Origin of the sequence: Cupriavidus sp. Met-2 (assembly GCF_049843575.1) — a bacterium.
Classification (GTDB): domain Bacteria; phylum Pseudomonadota; class Gammaproteobacteria; order Burkholderiales; family Burkholderiaceae; genus Cupriavidus; species Cupriavidus metallidurans.
Genome location: NZ_JBBHZL010000003.1, coordinates 219,049 through 239,475, shown reverse-complemented (window position 1 = coordinate 239,475; position 20,427 = coordinate 219,049). Strand labels below are relative to the sequence as shown.

Below are 20,427 nucleotides of genomic sequence, written 5' to 3'. Positions count from 1 at the left end.
TTGGGAATCCTCAGTTGACACGCGCACCCGATTGCTTGACCACGTCGTGCCAACGCTTGATCTCGGACGCCGCGAAGGTACGGAGTTGCTCGGGGGTGCCTGGCTCAGGCGTGGCCGCCAGGTCGCGCATGCGCTCGCGTACGTCGGATGCGTTGAGCGCCTTGTTCAGTGCCGTGTTGAGCTTGTCGATCACCGGCTTGGGCGTTCCCGCCGGCGCGGCGATAGAGAACCATGACTGCACATCGAAGCCCGGGAGTCCGGATTCCGCCACCGTGGGCACATCAGGCAGTTGGGGCATGTGCTGGGCGCTGGTGACCGCGATGGCGCGCAACTTGCCGGACTTCACGTGCGGCAGCGCGGACGGCGCGTTGTCGAACATCGACTGCACCTGCCCACCCAGCAGATCGGTGACGGCCGGCGCGCTCCCCTTGTAAGGCACGTGCAGCATGTTGGCGCCACTGCGGCTACGAAACATCTCTCCGGACAGATGGATGGACGATCCGCTGCCCGACGACGCGAACGTCACACCGTCGGACGACTCCTTGGCCAACCGCACATAGTCGGCAACGGTCTTGACCGGCAACTTCGGGTTGACCACCAGCACGTTCGGGATCTTGGCAATCATGCCGACGGGCTCGAAGTCGCGCACGGGGTCGTAGCCGAGCTTGTCGTAGAGCGTGGCATTGATCGTGTTCGCGATCGTGAAGACCTAGAGCGTGTAGCCATCCGGCGTCGCCTTGGCCACAACTTCGGCGCCAACGTTGCTATTGGCGCCGGCGCGGTTTTCCACCACGATCGGCTGACCCAGCGCCTCGCCCATCTTCTGCGCTACCAGGCGGGCCAGCACGTCGGTGGCGCCTCCGGCGGCATAACCCACCACGAGCCGCACGGGGCGCGTGGGAAAGCTGGAATCCGCCGCCTGGGCGGCGGGAACGCCGCACGCAAGCGCGGCACTGATCAGGGCGTGGCTCAACAGGCGCCTGCGCGCCGCGTTCCAGAAAATCATGAGTGCTGTCTCCTAGTTGGGTGGTCGTGCCCGGAACGCGCCCGTCTGCTCGATTTGCCCATCGCACCTTGCGGCGCGCCTGCGGCATACTGCGGACTGCTTTCCGGCCCGCAAATTCTTTCCCATGACTTCTCGCACTGCGAATCGAAACGTCCGGCAGACGGACGTTTCATCTTCGACCTCCGAGGAAGGCACCCGCGCCTTACGACGCGGCCTGACGCTGCTCGACGCCATCCTGGCAGCCGGTAAGGATGGTCTCCGGGTGATCGACATGTGCCGCGCGGCCGGCCTGGAGCGGCCCACGGTCTACCGCTTGCTGGCGACCCTGATCGACTGTGGATATGTGGTCCAGCATGGGAGATTTCGCTATGTGCGCGGTCCGCGTCTGGCGGCAATGCCACAGCGTGGGGAATCGACGGACCTTTCTGGAAAGCTGGGCCCGGTGCTCACGCGGGTGAGCCAGGCGTGCGGCGATGCCGCCTTCGGCGTGGTTCGCGATGGCGCGTTGTCGCGCTGCATCGCGCGCCACGTGGGCACCCATCCCGTGCAGGTGCTGGTCATCCAGGTGGGCACCCGGCAACCGCTGGGCGTTGGCGCAGCGGGGCTGGCGCTGCTGGCAGCACTGCCCGATGCCACCGTCGACGAGGTGATCGCCACCAATGCAGGCGTGCTGGACCAGTACGGCGGCATGACGCCCGACCGGATGCGCATCCTGATCCGCGCCACGCGCGAACGCGGCTACTCGGTGATCGGCAATCACGCCACGCGCGGCGCACTGGCCGTGGGCATGGCCGTTCACGATCGCGATGGCGAGCCCGTGGCTGGCATCAGCGTGGCCACCACGCTCGCGCGAATGCCGCGCGAGCGGCAGCAGTTGCTGGCTCGGGTGATGCGCGAAGCAGTGGCGGCGTTGCTGCCGCGTGGCCTGTAGCCGGGCCGTAGCGACTCACCTGGCGGAACGCCAGGTCGACACTCCGCCGCTTTACGGGCAAGATCATTGGCCTGCCCGTTCCATTTGGGAATCCTCTTCCACACAGCCGGTCGAACCAGGGAAGCGCCGCCCGCCGGCAATCCCGCCAGCCCGCATTCCCTTCCCCACCGCTTTCGGCCCTGCGCCCTACCGCCTCCGTCATGCAACGTCTGCTTCTGATTCTTGGCTGCCTGTTTCTCGTCGCGGCAATCGCGTGGCCCTGGCTATCGCGGCTGCCGCTCGGGCGGCTGCCCGGTGACATCCGGATCGTCCGCGACGGTTTCAGTTTCTACTTCCCCATCACCACCTGCATCCTGATCTCGCTGCTGGTGTCGCTGGTGCTCTGGCTGCTACGGCGATGACGGCGATGAGCCAGTGCGTCGTGATCTCAGGGTGCTCGGGTGGCGGGAAATCGTCGCTGCTGAGCGAACTCGGGGCGCGTGGCTATCCCGTGGTGGAAGAACCAGGGCGGCGCGTCGTCGTGGAAGAAACGGCCCGCCATGGCAACGCACTGCCATGGGTCGACATGCCTGCCTTTCTGCGCCGCGTGATCGCCATGGCGCGTGCCGACGTGCTCGCGCTGGAACAGTCGGCTGGCCAGGTTGGACTCGGTGAACCGGGTGAGCCGGGGAAATGGGTCTTCTTCGATCGGGGGCTGGTCGACGCGTTCGTCGCGCTTCAGCACGTCAGTGGCAAGCCGCAACTCGCGCCGCTCGTGCATCAGGTCCGGCCGTACCATCGGGTCGTATTCCTGACGCCACCCTGGCCGGAGATCTACGTTCAGGACGCCGAGCGCCGCCATGACCTCGACGCCGCCACCGCAGAGTACGCGCGGCTGCTCGAAGCCTATCCAGCGCTTGGATATGACGTTCGCATCATCCCCAGGGCCAGCATTGCCGAGCGCGCCGATTTCGTCCTGAATACCCTCCAGGGGTAGACGCCACCCTCCGCGAGAAGCGGAAGGGGGCGTACCCCAGACGGCTTGCTTCGATGGCTTACTTGCCGGACAGCTTCGGGAACTGCGGGTTCGTCACGACTTGCTTGAGCAGTTCCTGCACGGCCGGGCCGAAGGCATCCGCCACGTTCTTGCACGCGCCCATGGCCGTGAAGCTCGTGTCGAACGGGTACTTGACCGAGACCTTGTAGCCCTTGTCCGCCGGCGATTGCACGGCCATCGTGATCTGCCAGTACGCCGGGGACACCGAGCTGAAGCTCAGTTCCTCGATGCGGCCCTGAATCGGGGCGCCCTTCACATCATAGGCTTGCGCCATCAGGAGTTCTTCCTGGAAGGCGTCCTTGATGTACTGCGACAGCGTCTTGCCCGGCGCCACCTTGACCGGCCCCATCAGACGGCACAGCGGGCTCTCGTCGACGCCCGGCGCCATGCCGACATCGCTGACGCTGACCTTCTTCGACTGCAGGCTCTGCTGGATGGCGATGACGTTCGAGGCGGATGCCTTGTAGGGGATCGAGTTCGTGGTCTCGCATCCGGTCAAAAGAACGCCCGTCGCGCAGATGGCGGCAACGAGGGCAAACTTGCTTTGCTTCATGATTCTCTTCCAGTGGGTTATATGGGCTCTGACGATATCCGTGCCCTCAACGAACTACGGAAGAATTCCGCGAGACCCAAATCCCACCTTGGGGGGGTGGCAGCGCCGGCTACCTTGCCGTCATGCTGGTTCAGGCATTGAAAGAGACGGTAGAATCCGCAAACCATTCATACCGCCACGCCGGAGACGCCAATGGTTCGCCTGCTGATGCTGCTGTTGGGAGTGGATTACCTGCGTACACGCTGGAAAGCGCTGGCCTGGGCCGGCGCCCTCAGCATCGCGGTCGGTGCCGTGCTGTTCATCGATGCGCTCGACGGCAAGCTTGATTTCCCAATCCAGCCATTTGCCTGGCTGCTGCTTCTGGAAGGACTGGCCACGCTGGCCGTCGCCTCGACCGGCATTGGTGGCCAGCGTACGCTGCGCTACGCCAAGGGCATCGCCTTCAGCGTTGCCGCCATCCTCGTACTGGCCGAGCGCCACCATGGCCACATGGTCCTGTCGGTCATCTTCGGCGCGCTGTTTCTGGCCGATGGCCTGCTGCAGGTAGCCTCCGCGCATGTAGTGCGCTTTCGCACGTGGCGGCTGGCAATGGCGGGAGGCGTGATCGAGATCGCCCTGGCCATCTTCTTCATCCAGCCCTACCCGACGCACTATGTCGGCACCGTGCCCTACTGCGTGGCGCTCGGGCTGATCTTCGGCGGCTGGAACATGTTGCTGCTGGCATCGCGCGCGCGCCGGCTTGCCGGCAACCCCGGCCTGCGCAAGGATCCGGAGTCCGCCAGCGCCGAATCGAACAAGCGGCGCCTGACAACGTGGAGCGGACCGCCCGCGTCGGACGAACGCGCGTTGACCGTCCACGTCTGGACGCCCGTGGGTTCCGCGAAGTCCAAGGCACAGCATCAGCCGATCATCGACCGCTACATCGCCGCCGTCGACCGCGATGGCGTTATCTCCACGGGGCACGCCGCGCTGGAATCACCTGAAGGCATCTACATCAGCCTCTACCCGGCCGTCGAGATCGACCGTTCGCCAGACGATTTCACGCGGCTGCTGCGGGCCACGCAGGAGAACAACGTATCCGGACGGTTCCAGCCTGACTATCCGACAGAATCCAAGGCATGGTGCGCGTCGACCGTTCAGGTCCGTATTCGCAATTACGATGCCGAGCGCCTGCAGAACTTCTGGCACGACTATCGGCAGAACACGACCTACAATCTGACATACCGGAACTGCTCGAGCACGGTGGCACGTGCGCTCGATGCCGCACTGGAGGGCGCCGCCACACGTGCCTGGACGCGGCTCGGCGGCTGGTGGCCGCTGTTCCGGCTATTGCTGACACCGGAGTTGTGGGTAGCGGCCCATCTGCGCAAACGCGCCGCCACCATGGCGTGGACGCCGGGCCTGACACTCGACTACGCTCGCGCCATGAGCATGTTGGCCGACCCGCGCCCCTTTGCGTGGGCGACCGTGTGGAGCGGGCTGGCGGCGCGGCGCTCGGGGCGCGAATCGCGCTAGTGCCGTGTCAGCTTGACGACGCCTCGCCCGCAAAGCATCCGGTTCCGATCGTGCGCAGCGCCTCGCCATCGCGCACGATGAAGAGGACGTCGAGGCCGCGCTGCCGCGCGTAGTCCGGCCCAGCCTGCGCGCCGAGCACCATCAGCGCCGTCGCATAGGCATCGGCATCCGCGCAGGTCTTCGCTACCACCGTGACCGATGCCATCCCACCCGCCAGCGGCGCACCGGTACGCGGGTCCATCGTGTGCGAAATGCGCGCGCCGCCGACATCGGCCCAGCGCCGGTAATCGCCGGACGTGGCAATGGCGGCATCTGCCAGTTCGATCACGCCCATCGCCGCGCGGCGCTCATAGTCCGGGGCCTCGAGGGCGATCGCCCACGGCCCGCCATCTGGCTTATTCCCACGCGCGCGCATTTCGCCGTCGATGCCGACCAGCCAGGATTCGATGCCGTGCTCGCTCAGCACACGCCCGAGTTCATCGACGCCAAACCCCTTGGCGATACCACATAGATCGAGCGCGACCGGGCCGAGCTTGCGCACGCGGCACAGCCGCTCATCCACCTCGATCAGTTCTCCTGCTGGCTGGCGGGGACTTGCGCCGGCCGCCTCACCGAGATCTGGATGCGAAACGCATTGCGCCCCGGACGGTCCGAACCCCCACCGGTCGACCAGATCGCCGACGCCGATGTTGAACGCGTTGTGCGTATCACTGCCGATCTTCAGCGCCCGCGCAAGCAGGGTTGCGAGGTTCCTGGAGACCGGCACCCAACCGCCCGGCGCAGCACGGTTCAGTCGGGACAGATCCGAGTCTGCCTTCCAGTTCGACATCTGCGCATCCACGGCGCCAACCGCCAGGGCGAGTCGTTCCGCCAGCACCGCTTCATCCATGCCCGGCGGCGCGTAGTATGCCGCCGTGTAGCGGGTGCCCATGGTCGCGCCGCTGACGCGACAGAGTTCGAGCGCCGTGTCTGACCGATTAGTAGACGTCCTCGACATAGCGTCCCTCCGCTTTGAGTTGCGCGACGGACAAGCCGGTGTCCGTCAGAATCCGCTCCCACGCCTGTGCCACGCCCTCGGCCATCTTGCGGCCGCCGCACACCATGATCTGCGCACCGTGGGCCATCAACCCGCGCAGGCTCTGCGCATCGGCGACCAGTCTTTCCTGCACATAGGTCCGGTTGCCCGAACGTGAGAACGCGGTCGTGAGCGCGTGCAGCCGCTGGTCGGCCACCAGGCCCTTCAGCTCGTCGCGATACAGGTAGCCGTCCTCGGCATTGCGCGCCCCAAAGTACAGGTGCATGGGCCGGCGTGCCGCGTTGTGCCGGATAAAGCCAATCAACGGGCCGATCCCGGTGCCGGCCCCGATCATGATCACGGGTGCATTGCCTGGTTCGGGCCGGAAGCGCGTGTGCGGCCGGATAAATGCGTCGATGGTGTCGCCGGGGCGCAGGTCTGTGAGGTACGTGGAACACACGCCTTCAGGCAGCCGCCGCACGCAGATCTCCACCACACCGTCCGCCGCGCCGCTCGCGAGCGAGTAGTACCGGGGCGACGTAGCGCCGGGCGGCACGATGCCGAGCAGATCCCCGGTCTCGAACGTGGGCAGCCCTGGCCGGAACGGCGTGGCACGCTGCTCCGGGACGAAGCGCAGGACCGAGGTCATCGCCTCAGCGCCGACGCCGTAGTCCTCACGCGAGAGGAGCTTGAGCGGCACGCTGGGTGGCAGCATCGGCGTGTAGCGAATATCAAGCGACAACCCGAGCGTCGTGGCCAGCCAGTCGCACCATTGCCGGAATTCCGGCTCCGACTGCCGGTCCACCGTGCCCGGATCGGCAAGGGCTCGCAGACCCTTGCCCAGCAGCGCATCGTGCACCGCGCTCGCATAGCCGCAGAACGCGGGGAACTGGCGATCACCGAACCCCAGCACCGCAAAGTCGGTATCGGTTGGGACCGTCAGGCGATTGAGCTTCGACAGGAAGTGACTTGCGCTCTCGGGTGCATCGCCATCGCCATACGTGGCGGTCAGGACCAGCAGCCGCTTTTTCCCACGATAGCTGTCCGCCAGCTCATTCATCGGCGCGGTATGCACGCGCAGGCCTGCCTCGGTCAACGCGGCATGCAGCGCAGAAGCAAAGCCCCATGTGGTGTTGCCCTCGGAGCCCACCAGCAACACCGTATCCGCGTCGCGTGCCGGCACATTGCCGGCCAAGGTCGGCATGGTTCCCCGACGACGCAGCCACAGCAGCAGGCCCGTCACTGCCAGCACCGGCACCGACAGCGACGACGCACCAAGCATCAACCCGAGCCACCACATCCCCTGGCCCGTATGCAACATGCGGACAACCGCCTGCACGCGCTGCCAGCCGTCGGTGGGCTGGAAGGCGATCATCTTCCCCGTCGCCGGATCGACATACCCGACGCCGTCGGTCGTATCCAGTTCGATGACGTCGCCTTGGGCATCGGCATGGGCGAATGTCAGTTGGTGCAGGCCTGCGCTGTCGATACCCAGCGCGGGCATCCGCTCCAGCGGCATTGCCGGCGCCACCGCCGCAGGCACGCTGAGCACAGGGTCCTGGCCGCCGCCTTCCGGTATCAGCCCGAATGTCGTCATCGACATAACAAGCCCGGTCACCGCCGACAGCGTCAGCCCTAGCAGCGCCACGCGCGCGGTCTCGTTGTGCACGCGCTGGAGTCCGTTGCCGCGGATCGGGCCGAGCAGGTGCTTCCACCCGCCCATGCGCCGCGCGAGCAACGCCAGCCCGGAAATCGTGACGAGCAGCATGAATGCGGCCGTCACGCCGGCCGCAATCCGGCCTGCGTCGCCGAGAAACAGCTTGCGATGCAGGTTCTTCATCCATCGCCAAACCGGCGAGGTGACATAGTCTCCCGTCGCCTTGCCGCTGGCAGGGTCGATGATCGAGGCGCGCTGCTGACCGTCGACCTCGTGATACGCGATGAACGTCCCCGACGGCCGCCGCGCAAGCGCTTCGACGCCCGGGATCTCCGTCTGTACGCGGCTCGCGAGCGTGGCCACGCTTACCGAAGCCTGGCCCGCGCGAACGGCATCCACACGTTCAAGCGCCGGATTCACCGACAACACCGCGCCCGATAGTGCGAGGATCGTCATCAGCAACGCGGCGACGAGTCCTGGAACCAGATGGAACTTGCGTAGCATCGGTGGACCTCCTTTTTCCTTTATCGCGTGTTGTCGTGGCCGCCCTGCTTACAAGGCGTAGCGGAACGACTTCACGTAACCATTGCCGCTCACCGGCTTGTTCGCGCCGGATATGGTCAGCGGCACGACAACCTCAGACGGGTACGCCTTCATATCCTCCACAGCGGTATCGATATGCACCTGATATCCGGCATCGATCAGCGTGTCCGCCAGATCCAGCGTCACGCGCAACGTCTTCCCGGCGCCAACACTGGCGCCGGAGATGCCATCCACTTTCGCGGTGCCCCCTGCGGCGCGATACCAGTCGCGCAGGTTCTTGTGATACTTGGCCTTGGGCCCGGCCACCCACAACGTGCGCTGATAGCGTCCGGCGTTGTCGGTCAAATAGAGGGCGACGTAGGCACCGTCTCCGCCATAGTTGGACATCTGCGTCTCGAACGAGACCTGACGCGCGGAAGCGAGTGACGGCACGGCGAGCGCGCCCACAAGCATGGCGACGGGAAGTGCGGCTTTCATCTGAATGCTCCTGATCTGTGCAAAGCGGGGTCGTCGTTCCTGGCCAGTCGGCACACACGCTGCGTGAGCGGTGCCGCTGGCGAGGAGTACGCGGTGTGGATCCGCAGTTGGTTTCAGCGGATCTCGACCTGGGGCTTGGTAGCCGGCGTCGACGAACTGTCGGTGACCGCATTCGCGGGCGCTGTATTCACCACTGCATTCGCCGGTGTCCTGCCCGCGCCGCGATCGCCGTGATCCCCTTCCCGCTTCATGCGCACGACGTCGAGCGTGACGGGATCAATCTTGGCCTTGAAGCGCTGGCCGTCCTTATCGCGGCCCTTGATTTCATAGCAACCATCGTCGATCTTGAGCTTGTCGACCTGCCAGCCTTTCTGTTGCGCCATGGCCCGGACCGCATCGCGCGGCTTCCAGTCGTTGATCGGCGCCTCGCAGTCATCGCGGTCGTGCGCCTGCACCGTGTGAATACCCACCGTGGCACCACCGAGCGCGAGCATCGCGAGCACGAGGGTCTTTCCCATACCAATCCGAAGGCGTTTCATTGCGGCATCTCCTTGTTACGTGTGGCTTCCTTGGACTCCACAATGCGCCGCGAACCTGAAGCGAACCTTGCGATGGCAGAGAATTTTCTTCATGTTCGCGACAGGTTCGCGTGGCAATATCATGTGATACATGCTTCAGGGAAGCCGTAATGAGAGTTCTTCTCATCGAGGATGAACCGTGGCTTGGGCAGGCCGTCCGCGACCAGATCGAAAAGGACGGGCATCCGACCGACTTCGTGGCCAATCTCGCCGATGCGCGCCGACATCTTGCGGCCGCAACCTACGACCTGATCCTGCTAGACCTGCTGCTGCCCGATGGCCGCGGCCTTGATTTCCTGCGTGAACTGCGCGCGAGCGGATCGAACGTGCCCATCATCATCCTGACCGCGCTCGATCAGGTGTCGAATCGCATTGCCGGTCTGAACGCCGGCGCGGATGACTACCTGGTCAAGCCGTTCGACCTGTCCGAACTGTCCGCGCGCGTCAGCGCGGTGGCGCGTCGGTACGCGGGTAATCCGAATCCATTGGTGAATCTTGGCGACCTACGCATCGACACGGCCGGGCATAGCGTGATGCGCGGCGAAACCCGCGTCGACCTGACGGCCAGCGAATGGGCGCTGCTTGAGGCACTGATCCAGCATCCGGGCATGATCGTGTCGCGGGCAAGGCTCGAGGAACGGCTTTACTCCTTCAACGAGGAAGTCGGCAGCAACACCATCGAGGTCCATATGAGCCGGCTGCGCAAGAAACTTGGCGCGGATGTCATCGAGACCTTGCGCGGGCTAGGCTATCGACTCAGGCGGGACTGACGATGCTGCGCAGCCTGCAGGGCAGACTCTCGGCGGCGCTGGTGGCGGGGCTGGTCGTGCTGGCGTGCGCGGCGGCGGCGGCATCGATCCACGTGCTGCGCCAGGAAGTCGATCGTATGTCGGACAGCGCGTTGCAGGAAGCCGCGCAGCGCCTGCTGCCACTGGCGCTCACCGAAATCATGCGTCGCGAGGCCGATGACGATGAGGACGACAGCAGCCGCGTCACCGCCGTGCGGCCCCACGACGAACTGCTGACCTACGTGGTCCGCGACGACAAGGGCAGTCTGCTGCTGCAGTCGCATGACGCCGATCTCAGTGTTTTTCCGGCCGGCCTGAAGCCGGGATTCTCCTCCACCCTTTCACATCGGATCTACACCGAACCCGGATTGCAAGGAACGGTAGCCCTGACGATCGCCGAACCACTTGCCGCCCGGCGGCAAGCAAAAGTCGCGGCCGCGCTCTCGGTCGTCAGGGTTCTGATTTTGTTTCTTCCCGTCGGCCTGATCGGCATCTGGCTGATCGTCCGGACGGGACTTCAGCCTATCCGCCGGTTCTGCGGCAGCATCGCCGCGCGCGGCCAGAGCGATCTGACATCGCTTGAAAAGAGCGGACTGCCCACCGAGATCGCGCCGGTGGCTGATGCGGTCAACGGCCTGATGGCGCGCCTCGATCGCGCGCTGGCTGCCGAGCGCAGCTTCACCGCCAATAGCGCGCACGAACTGCGCACGCCAATTGCGGCGGCGCTCGCGCAGACGCAGCGTCTCAAAGCCGACATGCCGACCGACGACATGCGGGAGCGCGTGCAGAACGTCGAACATTCATTGCGCACGCTGGCGCGGCTCAGCGAAAGCCTGATGCAGCTCGCGAAGGCCGAGAACGGGCGTGTGCTCGGTGACGCGACGCAGGATTTGCGTCCGGTGATTGAACTCGTGATCGAGGACTTCCGGCGCATCGCGCACACGCCAAACCCGATCACGCTCGACCTGCCCGATCAGCCCGTCGAATCCTGGATCGATCCCGACGCCTTCGCGATCGTGGTGCGCAATCTGGTCGACAACGCGCAGAAGCACGGCGCACGCGGAGAACCCGTGCGAGTGTCGCTGTCGGAGGCGGGGGCATTCACCGTGGCGAATCGCGGGCCTGTGCTGGCCGAGAACGACCTGGCACGCCTGATGAAGCCGTTCGAGCGTGGCGCGACAACAGCCAGGGGCAGCGGCCTCGGGCTGGCCATCGTCGAGGCAATTGTTCGCGGGGCTGGCGCCACGCTTACCGCGCATAGTCCGGCACCGGGGTGGCCGGATGGCTTGTGGATCACAATCGACGGCTTGCCGCTTGCCACGATGGGGCCTCGGTGACCCCTCCGCCAACTCAGCGATATGTGGCGCCTGGCAGCAAATCCGCAGCCAGCGAATCTCATTCCGTTTAACCACTATCAACTGTTGGCCAGCTTCTGCATGATAGCGTCATATAGCTCACTATATTGCGATTGACAAAGCGTGTCCGTTGCGTGGCGGGATTCACTAGCCTGACCGGCCACAACGACCGTTTTCGCTATCCGTTCTGAACGCCACAGGAAACGACAAATGCCACAGGATTCCCATCGCGGATCCAAGCCAGACCACGCTGGCGATAGCACGGCACAAGTCTTGCCGATTGCTGCAATCGTCCATGCGGACCACGCCGGCACGGACCGCCTGCTCACCAAGTTCGTCGACGGCCTGCGCCATGCCGGACTGCGGATTCACGGGCTCGTGCAGGAACGCGCGGAGAATGGCGACAAGACATCCACAATGCTTGTGGACCAGCACAGTGGCCAACGCTACCCCCTGTTCCAGAACCTCGGCTCGGGCTCGACATCGTGCTGCGTCGACGCAGGCAGCATTGCCGCGGCGAGCGTCGCCATGCGCCGCGCCGTCGAGGCGCGACCTGACCTTTGCGTGGCCAACCGTTTCGGTGGGCTCGAAGCCCAGGGCGGTGGACTCGCTGCCGAGATGCTGAATGTGGCCGCCGCCGGCATTCCGCTGCTGACCATCGTCTCGAACGACTATCTTCGGGCCTGGCGCGCCTTCACGGGCGATTCGGGCACGGAGCTGCAGCCGTCGATCGAGGCCATGTACCTGTGGTTCGCGGGCCTCCGCGCGCGCCACGCACGTTCATGAAGCAGGCGATCGGCCCCTCGCTACGGCATCACCACTGAATCAAGCTCCACGTCCTGCGCCTTGCGCAGCATCTCATCGAACTCGGGGTCGGTATCCGGAAAACTCGCTTCCGCCGCAGGCCCCGCGCGGCGAGCACCACCTGGCCGGGCACCCGACGCGCGGGCCGGTTTGGCGATCACCTCGTCGATGCGCGCAAGCAGGTACGGGAAGAACGGATTGGAAGAGATCCGGAACATCGAATCGAGGCTGACCATCAATGCGCCGCGTTCACCACGCGGTGCGATCGCGCCAAGCGACACGCCGAAGCGCGGATTCCCCGCATCCATGGGTTGTATCCCGTATAGCTCATCGTCCATCGGGAACGGGATCGCCACGTGTGACAGCGAAAATACCTGCGCCGGGTAAGTCATCGCGACTGGCTGCTTTGTCTCCTCCGTGGCGCCTGCGTCCACCACGCGCGCTGTCACGTCGTCCGCCCCCTCCGCTTCATTGCCGATCATCGTCAGCCTGTAGCTCACCGGCAGCGCGGGCAAGAGCCGGGCAAGCGCCTGCGTTGAAGCCGGATCGATCAGGGGCCCAAGCTTGGCACGCCGGTTGACGTCAAATAGCACCAGTTCACTGCCGTTGTCCGGCAGGCTCGCGTAAAGCCGTCTGACGATTGCCGGAGTGCTCACCGTGAAGTCGATCACCGACTGAAAAGTCAGCACGGGAGGCAGGCCCTCCAGCCCGCGCTCCCGCGCGACACGCGCAATCTGGTCTTGCAACGCGACGGTCAGCCGATGGGATTGCCGCGCCCCGTTGACGGGAAACGAGTTGTACTTGAATGGATTGAACTCGGGCACGATCCCGAGCCACGCAGCCTTCTCGAAGGGCGGCAGCAACGCCGGCAGCGCGGCCAGCCCGGCGAACCGCGCATAGCGGGTCACGCCGATCATCGGCGAGATCAGGATGATCCGGGCCGGCCGCTCCAGCCTGGGGTCTTCAAGGCTATCGAGCGCGTACTTCATCGCCAGCGCGCCACCATTGGAAAAGCCAACCAGATGGATCGGACGATCCGCGCCGGCCTGAAGCCGCGCCTCGCGCACGGCAAGCCGCGTCGCCGCCATCCAGCGCTCCCATTCGACGTCAGAGAGCCCGGCCGGTACCGTGCCATGGCCGGGAAGGCGAATGCCGACCGCGACGAAGCCGTCCTCCACATACCGTTGGGCGATATGTCGCAGGCTGTACGGCGAATCGGTCAGGCCATGCAGCAGGACGACCGCGCCCACGGGCTTTCCGGCTGGACGCATTTCGTACGAACGGTTCCAGTCGTGCTCGAAGCGTCCCGGGTAGATCGGGCTGCCCTCGAAATAGCGGTTCGAAGGGATCCGCGCCGCAGGCGGCAGACGGTCGCTGACGTGCCGCCTGACCTGCTCGAACAGGGCGTCTTCCTGCCTCAGATAGCGGCTCCAGTCGGACCGGTCGATCTGCTCGACACCAAGCTCGTCGGGCACAAAGGTGTGCCAGAGCTGCAGCTCCGGCCCTCGTGTCGCGTCATAGGCGCGCAGCGCCAGTAGCGCCACGCCAAGCACGACCAGCACGATCGCGGCGATGCGCACCTTGCTGGTCAGACGGGATCGCGCTTTCATCTGCGGAACAGGGCCCATGCTGATTGCGACATGCGTTCAGGGCTTGCGCTTGGACGCGCCGGCCCGCTGCGACGTCACCAATGCGGTCAGTGGCGGGAAGGATCGAATGACCAGCTTCTCGAACTCCACCACGAAGAACAGCACCACGGCTCCGGCGATCAGCCATAGCCAGTGCTCCACGGTCAGTGCCTGGGTATCGAAGATCAACTGGAACGGGTACCAGTACGTGAACAGCAACTGCAGCACCACAACGCCGCCGATGCCGTACCAGAGATACGGATTGCTCGTGTGAGCGCGCACGGACAGCGAGGATTCGAGCAGGTGCCGGCTGTTGATCAGGTAGAAGATCTGGCCAAGCGAGATGGCGTTGACGGCCGCTGTTCGCGCCATTTCATCCGCCGCGCCATGCGCCTTCATCACGAAGAACGCCGCGAGTGTGTAGATGACGAGCGCCACGCCGATGAAGCAGATTCGCCATACCCCGAAACCGGTGACGATCGACCGGTCGATCGAGCGTGGCGGCCGGCCCATCACGTCCGCCTCGTGGGGTTCGAACGACATGGCCAGGCCCAGCGCGACGGAGGAGACCGTGTTCACCCACAGAATCTGCGGCGCGGTGATTGGCAGCGTGAACCCGATCAGGATCGCGATGGCGATCACGGCGCCTTGCGCGATGTTCGTCGGCAGCATGAACAGCATCGCCTTCTCGATGTTGTTGTAGACCGTCCGACCTTCCTTCACCGCCGCCGAGATCGACGCGAAGTTGTCGTCGACGAGGATCATCCCCGCGGCCTCCTTCGTCACCTCGGTGCCCTTGATACCCATCGCGACGCCGATATCGGCCTTCTTGAGCGCGGGTGCATCGTTGACGCCGTCGCCGGTCATTGCCACCACCTGCCGGTTGGCCTGCATCGCCTTCACGAGTCTGAGCTTGTGCTCGGGGCTGGCGCGGGCGAAGACATCGACCTCGCGCACGCATTCGCGCAGGGCCGCATCGTTCATTGCCTCGATCTCGGTACCCGCCACGGCGGTGCGGCCATCGCCGATCCCGAGCATTCCCGCCACGGCGGCCGCCGTGACCTTGTGGTCGCCGGTAATCATCGTCACCCGGATGCCACCTTCATGGCATTCCCGCACGGCGTCGATCGCCTCCTTGCGCGGCGGGTCCATCAGGCCGACGAGGCCGAGGAACACGAGCGTACTCGGCAAGTCCTTCGGCTCGAGACCGCCCTGCGGCAGGCCCGGATCTGGCAGCCAGGCAAGTCCCAGCACCCGCTCACCCTGCGCGGCCATGCGATCGCCCTCCCTCACGAAGTACGCGCGGTCGAGCGGCACCGCGCCATTCGCGGTTTGCTGGTGATCGCAATGTTCCAGAATCACCTCCGGCGCACCCTTTACCAGCAGCATCTCTCCGTCGGCCGAGCGGTTCAGCGTCGCCATGAACTTGTGCTCGGACTCGAATGGAATGGCGTCGATCCGTGGCGCGGCCACCCCCTCGGCGGTGCGGTCCATGCCGAGCTTGGTGGCGAGCGGATAGAGCGCGCCTTCGGTGGGGTCGCCCTCCACCTTCCATCGACCATCATCCTCAAAAAGCTCGGCGTCGTTGCACAGCATCGACACGCGACCGATCAGCGCCAGCGGCAACGGCACGGCGTCCAGCGGTTTGCCCTCCGTGCTGAGCGCGCCTTCCGGTGCGTAGCCGTGGCCCGTCACTGCATACGATGCATCGGCCGTCACGACCGATGTCACCATCATCTCCATCATCGTCAGCGTGCCCGTCTTGTCCGAGCAGATGCGCGAGACGGAGCCCAGCGTCTCCACCGCCGGCAAACGACGGATGATGGCATTGCGCTGGGCCATCCGCTTCACGCCGATCGCGAGCGTGATGGTGATCAGCGCGGGCAGACCTTCCGGGATGATCGACACCGCAATGCCGACGATCGCCTGGAACAGCTCCACGAAACTCATCTTGCCGAGCCAGTGCCCCCAGGAGAACAGCACGACGCTGAGAACACCGATGGCCGCCGTGATGACGTAACCGAACTTCGTGATCTGCCGCAGCAGCGGCGTCTCCAGCGGATTGACCTGCCCGAGCATCTCGTTGATGCGGCCGAGTTCCGTCTGGCTTCCCGTTGCCACGACCACGCCGGTGGCTCGGCCGGAGACCACCATCGTGCCGGAGAACGCCATGTTCTCGCGGTCTCCCACGGTGGACTTGGCGGGCATCGGTACCGTCGTCTTGTCGGCGGGCACAGACTCGCCGGTGAGCGCCGCTTCCTCTGTGCGCAGGTTCCTGGCTTCCACCAGGCGCAGATCGGCGGGGACCTTGTCGCCCGACTCCAGCAGCACGACATCGCCCGGCACCAGTTCCTCGGCGTCAAGCAGGCGGACCGCGCCACCACGCAACACGCGTGCATCAGTGGAAAGCATGTTGCGGATCGAATCCAGCGCCTCTTCGGCCTTTCCCTCCTGCAAGAAGCCCAGCAGCGAGTTCAGGATGACGACGGCAAAGATGATCGATGCGTCGAGCCAAAGGCTCAGCATCAGCTTGGTGAAGGCCGACGCGATCAGCACATAGATCAGGATGTTGTTGAACTGGGAGACAAAGCGCGCGATGGCGCCGCGCTTCTTGCCCTGGGGCAGCCGGTTGGGTCCGTAGGTACCCAGCCGCGCGGCGGCATCGTCGGCTTCCAGGCCCTGCGAGGGATCGACCTTGAAACGCTGCTCGACCTCATCGGCGGTCATGGCGTGCCAGGGTGTTTCCTCCACGCCTGATACCACGGTATCCGCTTCACTCATCTTGCATCCTCCAGGTTGCGGCGTCCGTCATGCGGCGCCATTCGCCGTCGCACTGCTTCACCTGATGTCCCGCTTGCTTTCGCTTCGCCGCCTGCTATTCCGCCTGCTTCGCCGCCTTCTTTTCCCCTTCGAGTTCCTCACGCGCCTTCGCCAGCGCCTTCGCCTGGTCAGACGAGATCTCGGGGTACTGGAGATTCAACTTCTCCACGGCCTCGACAACGGCCGCCGCGACGACAAGTCGCGTGAACCATTTCTTGTCGGCGGGCACGACATACCATGGGGCCGCTTCGGTGGAAGTCGCGCGGATCGCCGCCTCGTAGGCCTGCATGTACTCGTCCCAGTGCCGGCGCTCGCGCACGTCGGAGGGAGAGAACTTCCAACTCTTGTTCGGTTTGTCAAGGCGCTTCAGGAATCGCCGTTTCTGTTCCTCGTACGACAGGTTCAGATAGAACTTGAGAATGATCACGCCCTGCCGCGTGAGGTAGTCCTCGAAGCGCGCAATATCGGCCAGCCGCTCGTCCCAGATCTTGTCGGTAATGAGCGCCGGCGGGATCTTCTGCGCCTCCAGCAGCTGCCGGTGCACCCGCACCACGAGCACGTCCTCGTAGTAGGACCGATTAAAGATGCCAATGCGTCCGCGCTGGGGCACCTTCGCAAGGTATCGCCAGAGAAAATCGTGCGAGAGTTCTTCATGGGACGGCTGCTTGAACGAGAAGACATCGCACCCCTGCGGATTGACGCCAGACATGACGTGCTTGATCGTCCCGTCCTTGCCGGCCGCGTCCATGGCCTGGAACACCAGCAGCACCGACCAGGAGTCCTGCGCGTAGAGCACGTCCTGCTCTATCGCCAACCATTCCGATCCGTGCCGAAGCAGGTCCGCCGCCTCGCCCTTCTTCATCTCGAAGCCCAGCGTATCGGCAGGATCGAAGTCCGCCAGACGGAACTCCTCGCCCTGCGTGATGCGGAACGGATTGATATAGCTCCCCAGGGTGCCCAGTATCTCTTTGCGAGGCATTGCCAACTCCTCCCCAGCTTCGGTCGTCGGCAACGCACTGCCAACGAACAAAAAAGCCCTGACGTGGCTCCAGGGCTCGATAGCCGCGACAAGCGAAGCGCGATGCGCTTGCTGCCGTCCCGACTCTAATTTGACTGTAGCAGGTCACACGGAAACCGGAAGCCCTATCTGTCACTTTTTGCCAGGGACGGCATTGCCAAGGTCAGCGGCCCGGTGCCAAGCAAGGTGCAGCACGATATCGCGCTGGAGACGATTCGCAGCGTGGATGGGGTTCGCTCGATTCACGACAGCTTGAAGGTGGCCGCACACTGAGGATGCGCGAAAGCGACTGGCGATAAAACAGTCAGGCTCCGCAGACGAGCCTGACGGCGGCTAGCACTGGCCCTTCTTGGCCTTGCCGGGCGGGCAGAAGGACTCGTTTCCGTACTGGTCGACACGGCAGTTACCCTTCTTCGCCTGCCCCGGCGGGCAGCCCGGACCGCCGGCGGAATCATCATAGGGGTACGGGCCGACAGCGCAACCCGTCAGCAATGCGGCACATGAGACGACAGCCAGCAGCAGAGCCTTCATCATTCTTTCCCTCCTGAAAATCAAAAAAAGGATACTACGGCACTCCGCGCGGGGGAACTTGAAGCTGGTAATCGCGTGTAACGAGGTCAGAACCGTCGCAAAATAAATCCGCTGTGGGTGGAATAAGCACCCCCCTCCCCGCGTCTACCCGACAACGGCCCGCTCCGGGCCCATGGAACGACGCGAGGAATCATGGTCTCCTTCTATCGACTGCCCACACCACCAGCCATTGGTGCGGTGCTGCTCCTGCTGGCGGCGCTGACCGCTGCCGCACCCGCTCTTGCCGCCACCGCCACTGGCTCTGACGCCGAGCGGTTCGCGGCGGAGAACGAAGTGGCGATGACAAGAATGATGGACGGCATGTCGGTCCACCCCAGCGGCAATATCGACGAAGACTTCGCGGCGATGATGATCCCGCACCACCAAGGTGCCATCGACATGGCCATGGCAGAGCTGCGCTACGGCAAGAACGAGCAGCTCAGGCGCATCGCGCAGGAAATCATCGTCGATCAGATGCAGGAGATCGCCGCGATGCGGCTGGCGCTTGGACAGCCGCTTCCGCCGTCCGTGCCTGCACCAACCCAGCCGGCGGCCTCCACACCGTCGCCGTCGCAGCCAGCTTCCCACGACCACTCCGCCCACGCGCACTGATGCAAGGCCCGATCATGAAACCTAGCCCCCTCCGACATGCCATTTCGCTTTCCCTCGCATGGATGCTCGGCGCCACCGGCATCGCCAGCGTTGCCCTTGCCGGCCAGGCCCCTGGACCATTGAATGCGCCGGACGTGCCCATCAGCCACCGGGACCGCGTCTACGCGGCCGAGCAGTTCTCGAACACCGTCTCCGTCACCGATCCGGCCGACAACCGGTTGCTCGGTGTCATCCGGCTGGGCGACCCCGCGCCCGGCAACCTGAGTCCGTTGTACCGGGGCCAACTGCTGGTTCACGGCATGGGCTTCTCGCCGGACCATCGCACGCTCGCGATCGTCTCCATCGGGTCCAACTCGGTGTCGTTCATCGATACGGCCACCAATGCCGTCAAGCATGTCACCTACGTGGGACGCTCGCCGCATGAGGCGTTCTACACGCCGAATGGCAAGGAAGTGTGGATCACCGTGCGCGGCGAAAACTACATCGCGGTTCTCGACGCCGCGACGTTCATGGAGACCGCGCGCATCAAGGTTGCCGGCGGCCCGGGCATGCAGATCTTCTCGCCGGACGGCAAGTACGGCTACATCTGCTCGTCGTTCAACCCGGAAACGGCGGTCGTGAGCGTGGCCGACCACAAGATCGTGGGCCGCGTGAAGCAGGAAAGTCCGTTCTGCCCGAACATCGCGGCCACACCGGATGGCAAACAGGTCTGGTTCACGCTGAAAGACATCGGCAAGACGCAGGTGTTCGAAGCGCAGCCTCCGTTCCGCCCGATCAGGACAATCGAGACGGGCCCGATCACCAATCACGTCAACTTCGCGCACACGGCGGCGGGCACGCTTGCCTATGTCACGATCGGCGGCCTGAACCAGGTCAAGGTATTCCGCACCGACGACTTCTCCCCGGTGGCCACCATTCCCGTGGGTAGCCTGCCTCACGGTGTCTGGCCGTCGGGCGATGGGAGCCGGATTTACGTCGGATTGGAGAATGCAGACAAGCTGGCCGTCATCGATACCGCCACGAACCAGGTCGTCGCCAACGTGCCGGTAGGTCAGGCGCCGCAGGCGATTGCCTACGTGCCGAATGCGGTACCCGATGGCGATGGCACACAAGGACTGCAATCGCCGGGTCTGGCTGGCCAGAGCACGCAGTTGAAGTTGTTGCATATCGAGAACGGCAAGCCGGTGGTCACAGACAACGCACCTACCAGCGTGACGCTGTTCGACCAGGGCGTGCTGCAGGTCCTTCAGGCCTCGGCAACGGGGCTGCAACCGAAGCATGCGTACGTGCTGGCGCTGGCCAGCCATGCGGACGGCACCGGGTCGCTGGAGCCGCTGGCCTTGTTCATGACGAATCCCGCCGGCTCGGCTATTGTCAATGCAATCGGCCCCATCCGGCAGATCGTGCAGGGCAACGCCACTGTGGAGGGACGACGCTATCTCGTCATCGCCCCGTCGGAAAACGGCAAACCCGCCGCACCCGTTCAGGTGCAGGCGCTCTAGCCCGCGTGCGATCATGCTG

The 20,427-nt window shown here is 64.8% G+C and carries 19 protein-coding genes and 1 pseudogene; 10 read left to right on the top strand and 10 right to left on the bottom strand.

What is annotated here, in order from left to right; translation table 11 throughout:
• Positions 1–10: 10 nt before the first annotated feature.
• A pseudogene (locus WD006_RS09510) lies at positions 11–1,006 on the bottom strand (Bug family tripartite tricarboxylate transporter substrate binding protein).
• A 124-nt stretch (positions 1,007–1,130) separates the two neighbouring features.
• Between WD006_RS09510 and WD006_RS09505 the strand changes: the two are divergent.
• The 3 genes from WD006_RS09505 to WD006_RS09495 all read left to right on the top strand — a co-directional run bounded on the left by WD006_RS09505 (position 1,131) and on the right by WD006_RS09495 (position 2,913).
• On the top strand, positions 1,131–1,937 hold the full coding sequence (locus tag WD006_RS09505) for an IclR family transcriptional regulator (protein WP_029307004.1): 807 nt from the start codon (positions 1,131–1,133) through the stop codon (positions 1,935–1,937).
• 200 nt (positions 1,938–2,137) lie between these two features.
• Positions 2,138–2,338 (top strand): DUF2905 domain-containing protein, encoded by a 201-nt coding sequence (locus tag WD006_RS09500; RefSeq protein ID WP_008648313.1) that lies wholly within the window; start codon positions 2,138–2,140, stop codon positions 2,336–2,338.
• A 5-nt stretch (positions 2,339–2,343) separates the two neighbouring features.
• Positions 2,344–2,913, top strand: a complete 570-nt coding sequence (locus WD006_RS09495) for an AAA family ATPase (protein ID WP_062794225.1) — start codon at positions 2,344–2,346, stop codon at positions 2,911–2,913.
• A gap of 58 nt (positions 2,914–2,971) precedes the next feature.
• Here WD006_RS09495 and WD006_RS09490 read toward each other — a convergent pair whose 3' ends face one another.
• On the bottom strand, positions 2,972–3,526 hold the full coding sequence (locus WD006_RS09490) for a hypothetical protein (RefSeq protein WP_029307002.1): 555 nt from the start codon (positions 3,524–3,526) through the stop codon (positions 2,972–2,974).
• Positions 3,527–3,718: 192 nt separating this feature from the next.
• Between WD006_RS09490 and WD006_RS09485 the strand changes: the two genes are divergently transcribed.
• On the top strand, positions 3,719–5,041 hold the full coding sequence (locus WD006_RS09485; RefSeq protein WP_029307001.1) for an HdeD family acid-resistance protein: 1,323 nt from the start codon (positions 3,719–3,721) through the stop codon (positions 5,039–5,041).
• A 7-nt stretch (positions 5,042–5,048) separates the two neighbouring features.
• Here WD006_RS09485 and WD006_RS09480 read toward each other — a convergent pair whose 3' ends face one another.
• From WD006_RS09480 to WD006_RS09465, 4 genes are all read right to left on the bottom strand, one after another.
• On the bottom strand, positions 5,049–6,038 hold the full coding sequence (locus tag WD006_RS09480) for an FAD:protein FMN transferase (RefSeq protein ID WP_029307000.1): 990 nt from the start codon (positions 6,036–6,038) through the stop codon (positions 5,049–5,051).
• Positions 6,019–8,217 carry a PepSY domain-containing protein gene (locus tag WD006_RS09475; protein ID WP_029306999.1) on the bottom strand — a complete coding sequence of 733 codons (2,199 nt, stop codon included), beginning with the start codon at positions 8,215–8,217 and terminating at the stop codon, positions 6,019–6,021. Before WD006_RS09475 ends, WD006_RS09480 begins: the two co-directional genes overlap by 20 nt.
• Before the next feature lie 48 nt (positions 8,218–8,265).
• Complete coding sequence (locus WD006_RS09470; RefSeq protein WP_029306998.1) at positions 8,266–8,733, bottom strand: DUF2271 domain-containing protein; 468 nt, start codon at positions 8,731–8,733, stop codon at positions 8,266–8,268.
• Between the two features lie 113 nt (positions 8,734–8,846).
• Positions 8,847–9,272 (bottom strand): PepSY domain-containing protein, encoded by a 426-nt coding sequence (locus tag WD006_RS09465; RefSeq protein ID WP_011519796.1) that lies wholly within the window; start codon positions 9,270–9,272, stop codon positions 8,847–8,849.
• A 149-nt stretch (positions 9,273–9,421) separates the two neighbouring features.
• Between WD006_RS09465 and WD006_RS09460 the strand changes: the two genes are divergently transcribed.
• The 3 genes from WD006_RS09460 to WD006_RS09450 all read left to right on the top strand — a co-directional run bounded on the left by WD006_RS09460 (position 9,422) and on the right by WD006_RS09450 (position 12,240).
• Positions 9,422–10,081: a response regulator gene (locus WD006_RS09460; RefSeq protein ID WP_011519797.1), complete on the top strand. Its 660-nt coding sequence runs from the start codon at positions 9,422–9,424 to the stop codon at positions 10,079–10,081.
• A 2-nt stretch (positions 10,082–10,083) separates the two neighbouring features.
• Complete coding sequence (locus WD006_RS09455) at positions 10,084–11,436, top strand: sensor histidine kinase (RefSeq protein WP_011519798.1); 1,353 nt, start codon at positions 10,084–10,086, stop codon at positions 11,434–11,436.
• Positions 11,437–11,664: 228 nt separating this feature from the next.
• Positions 11,665–12,240, top strand: a complete 576-nt coding sequence (locus tag WD006_RS09450) for a DUF2478 domain-containing protein (protein WP_029306997.1) — start codon at positions 11,665–11,667, stop codon at positions 12,238–12,240.
• Positions 12,241–12,260: 20 nt separating this feature from the next.
• Here WD006_RS09450 and WD006_RS09445 read toward each other — a convergent pair whose 3' ends face one another.
• The 3 genes from WD006_RS09445 to WD006_RS09435 all read right to left on the bottom strand — a co-directional run bounded on the left by WD006_RS09445 (position 12,261) and on the right by WD006_RS09435 (position 17,685).
• The gene (locus tag WD006_RS09445; protein WP_035832365.1) at positions 12,261–13,868 is read right to left on the bottom strand and encodes an alpha/beta hydrolase; all 1,608 of its coding nucleotides are present in this window, start codon (positions 13,866–13,868) and stop codon (positions 12,261–12,263) included.
• A 36-nt stretch (positions 13,869–13,904) separates the two neighbouring features.
• Entirely contained in the window at positions 13,905–16,667 is a 2,763-nt protein-coding gene (locus WD006_RS09440; protein WP_029306995.1) for a cation-translocating P-type ATPase, read from the bottom strand.
• A 94-nt stretch (positions 16,668–16,761) separates the two neighbouring features.
• Positions 16,762–17,685: a polyphosphate kinase 2 family protein gene (locus WD006_RS09435; protein WP_029306994.1), complete on the bottom strand. Its 924-nt coding sequence runs from the start codon at positions 17,683–17,685 to the stop codon at positions 16,762–16,764.
• A gap of 168 nt (positions 17,686–17,853) precedes the next feature.
• On the opposite strand from WD006_RS09435, the gene WD006_RS09430 reads away from it, so the two are divergent.
• Entirely contained in the window at positions 17,854–17,997 is a 144-nt protein-coding gene (locus WD006_RS09430; protein WP_011519803.1) for a BON domain-containing protein, read from the top strand.
• Positions 17,998–18,057: 60 nt separating this feature from the next.
• Here the strand turns inward: WD006_RS09430 and WD006_RS09425 are convergent, their stop codons facing one another.
• Positions 18,058–18,258 carry a hypothetical protein gene (locus tag WD006_RS09425; RefSeq protein WP_080711367.1) on the bottom strand — a complete coding sequence of 67 codons (201 nt, stop codon included), beginning with the start codon at positions 18,256–18,258 and terminating at the stop codon, positions 18,058–18,060.
• Positions 18,259–18,447: 189 nt separating this feature from the next.
• On the opposite strand from WD006_RS09425, the gene WD006_RS09420 reads away from it, so the two are divergent.
• A complete protein-coding gene (locus tag WD006_RS09420) occupies positions 18,448–18,906 on the top strand; it encodes a DUF305 domain-containing protein (RefSeq protein WP_029306992.1) in 459 nt (152 codons plus the stop codon).
• Between the two features lie 62 nt (positions 18,907–18,968).
• Entirely contained in the window at positions 18,969–20,408 is a 1,440-nt protein-coding gene (locus WD006_RS09415; RefSeq protein WP_375198937.1) for a YncE family protein, read from the top strand.
• Positions 20,409–20,427: the final 19 nt, after the last annotated feature.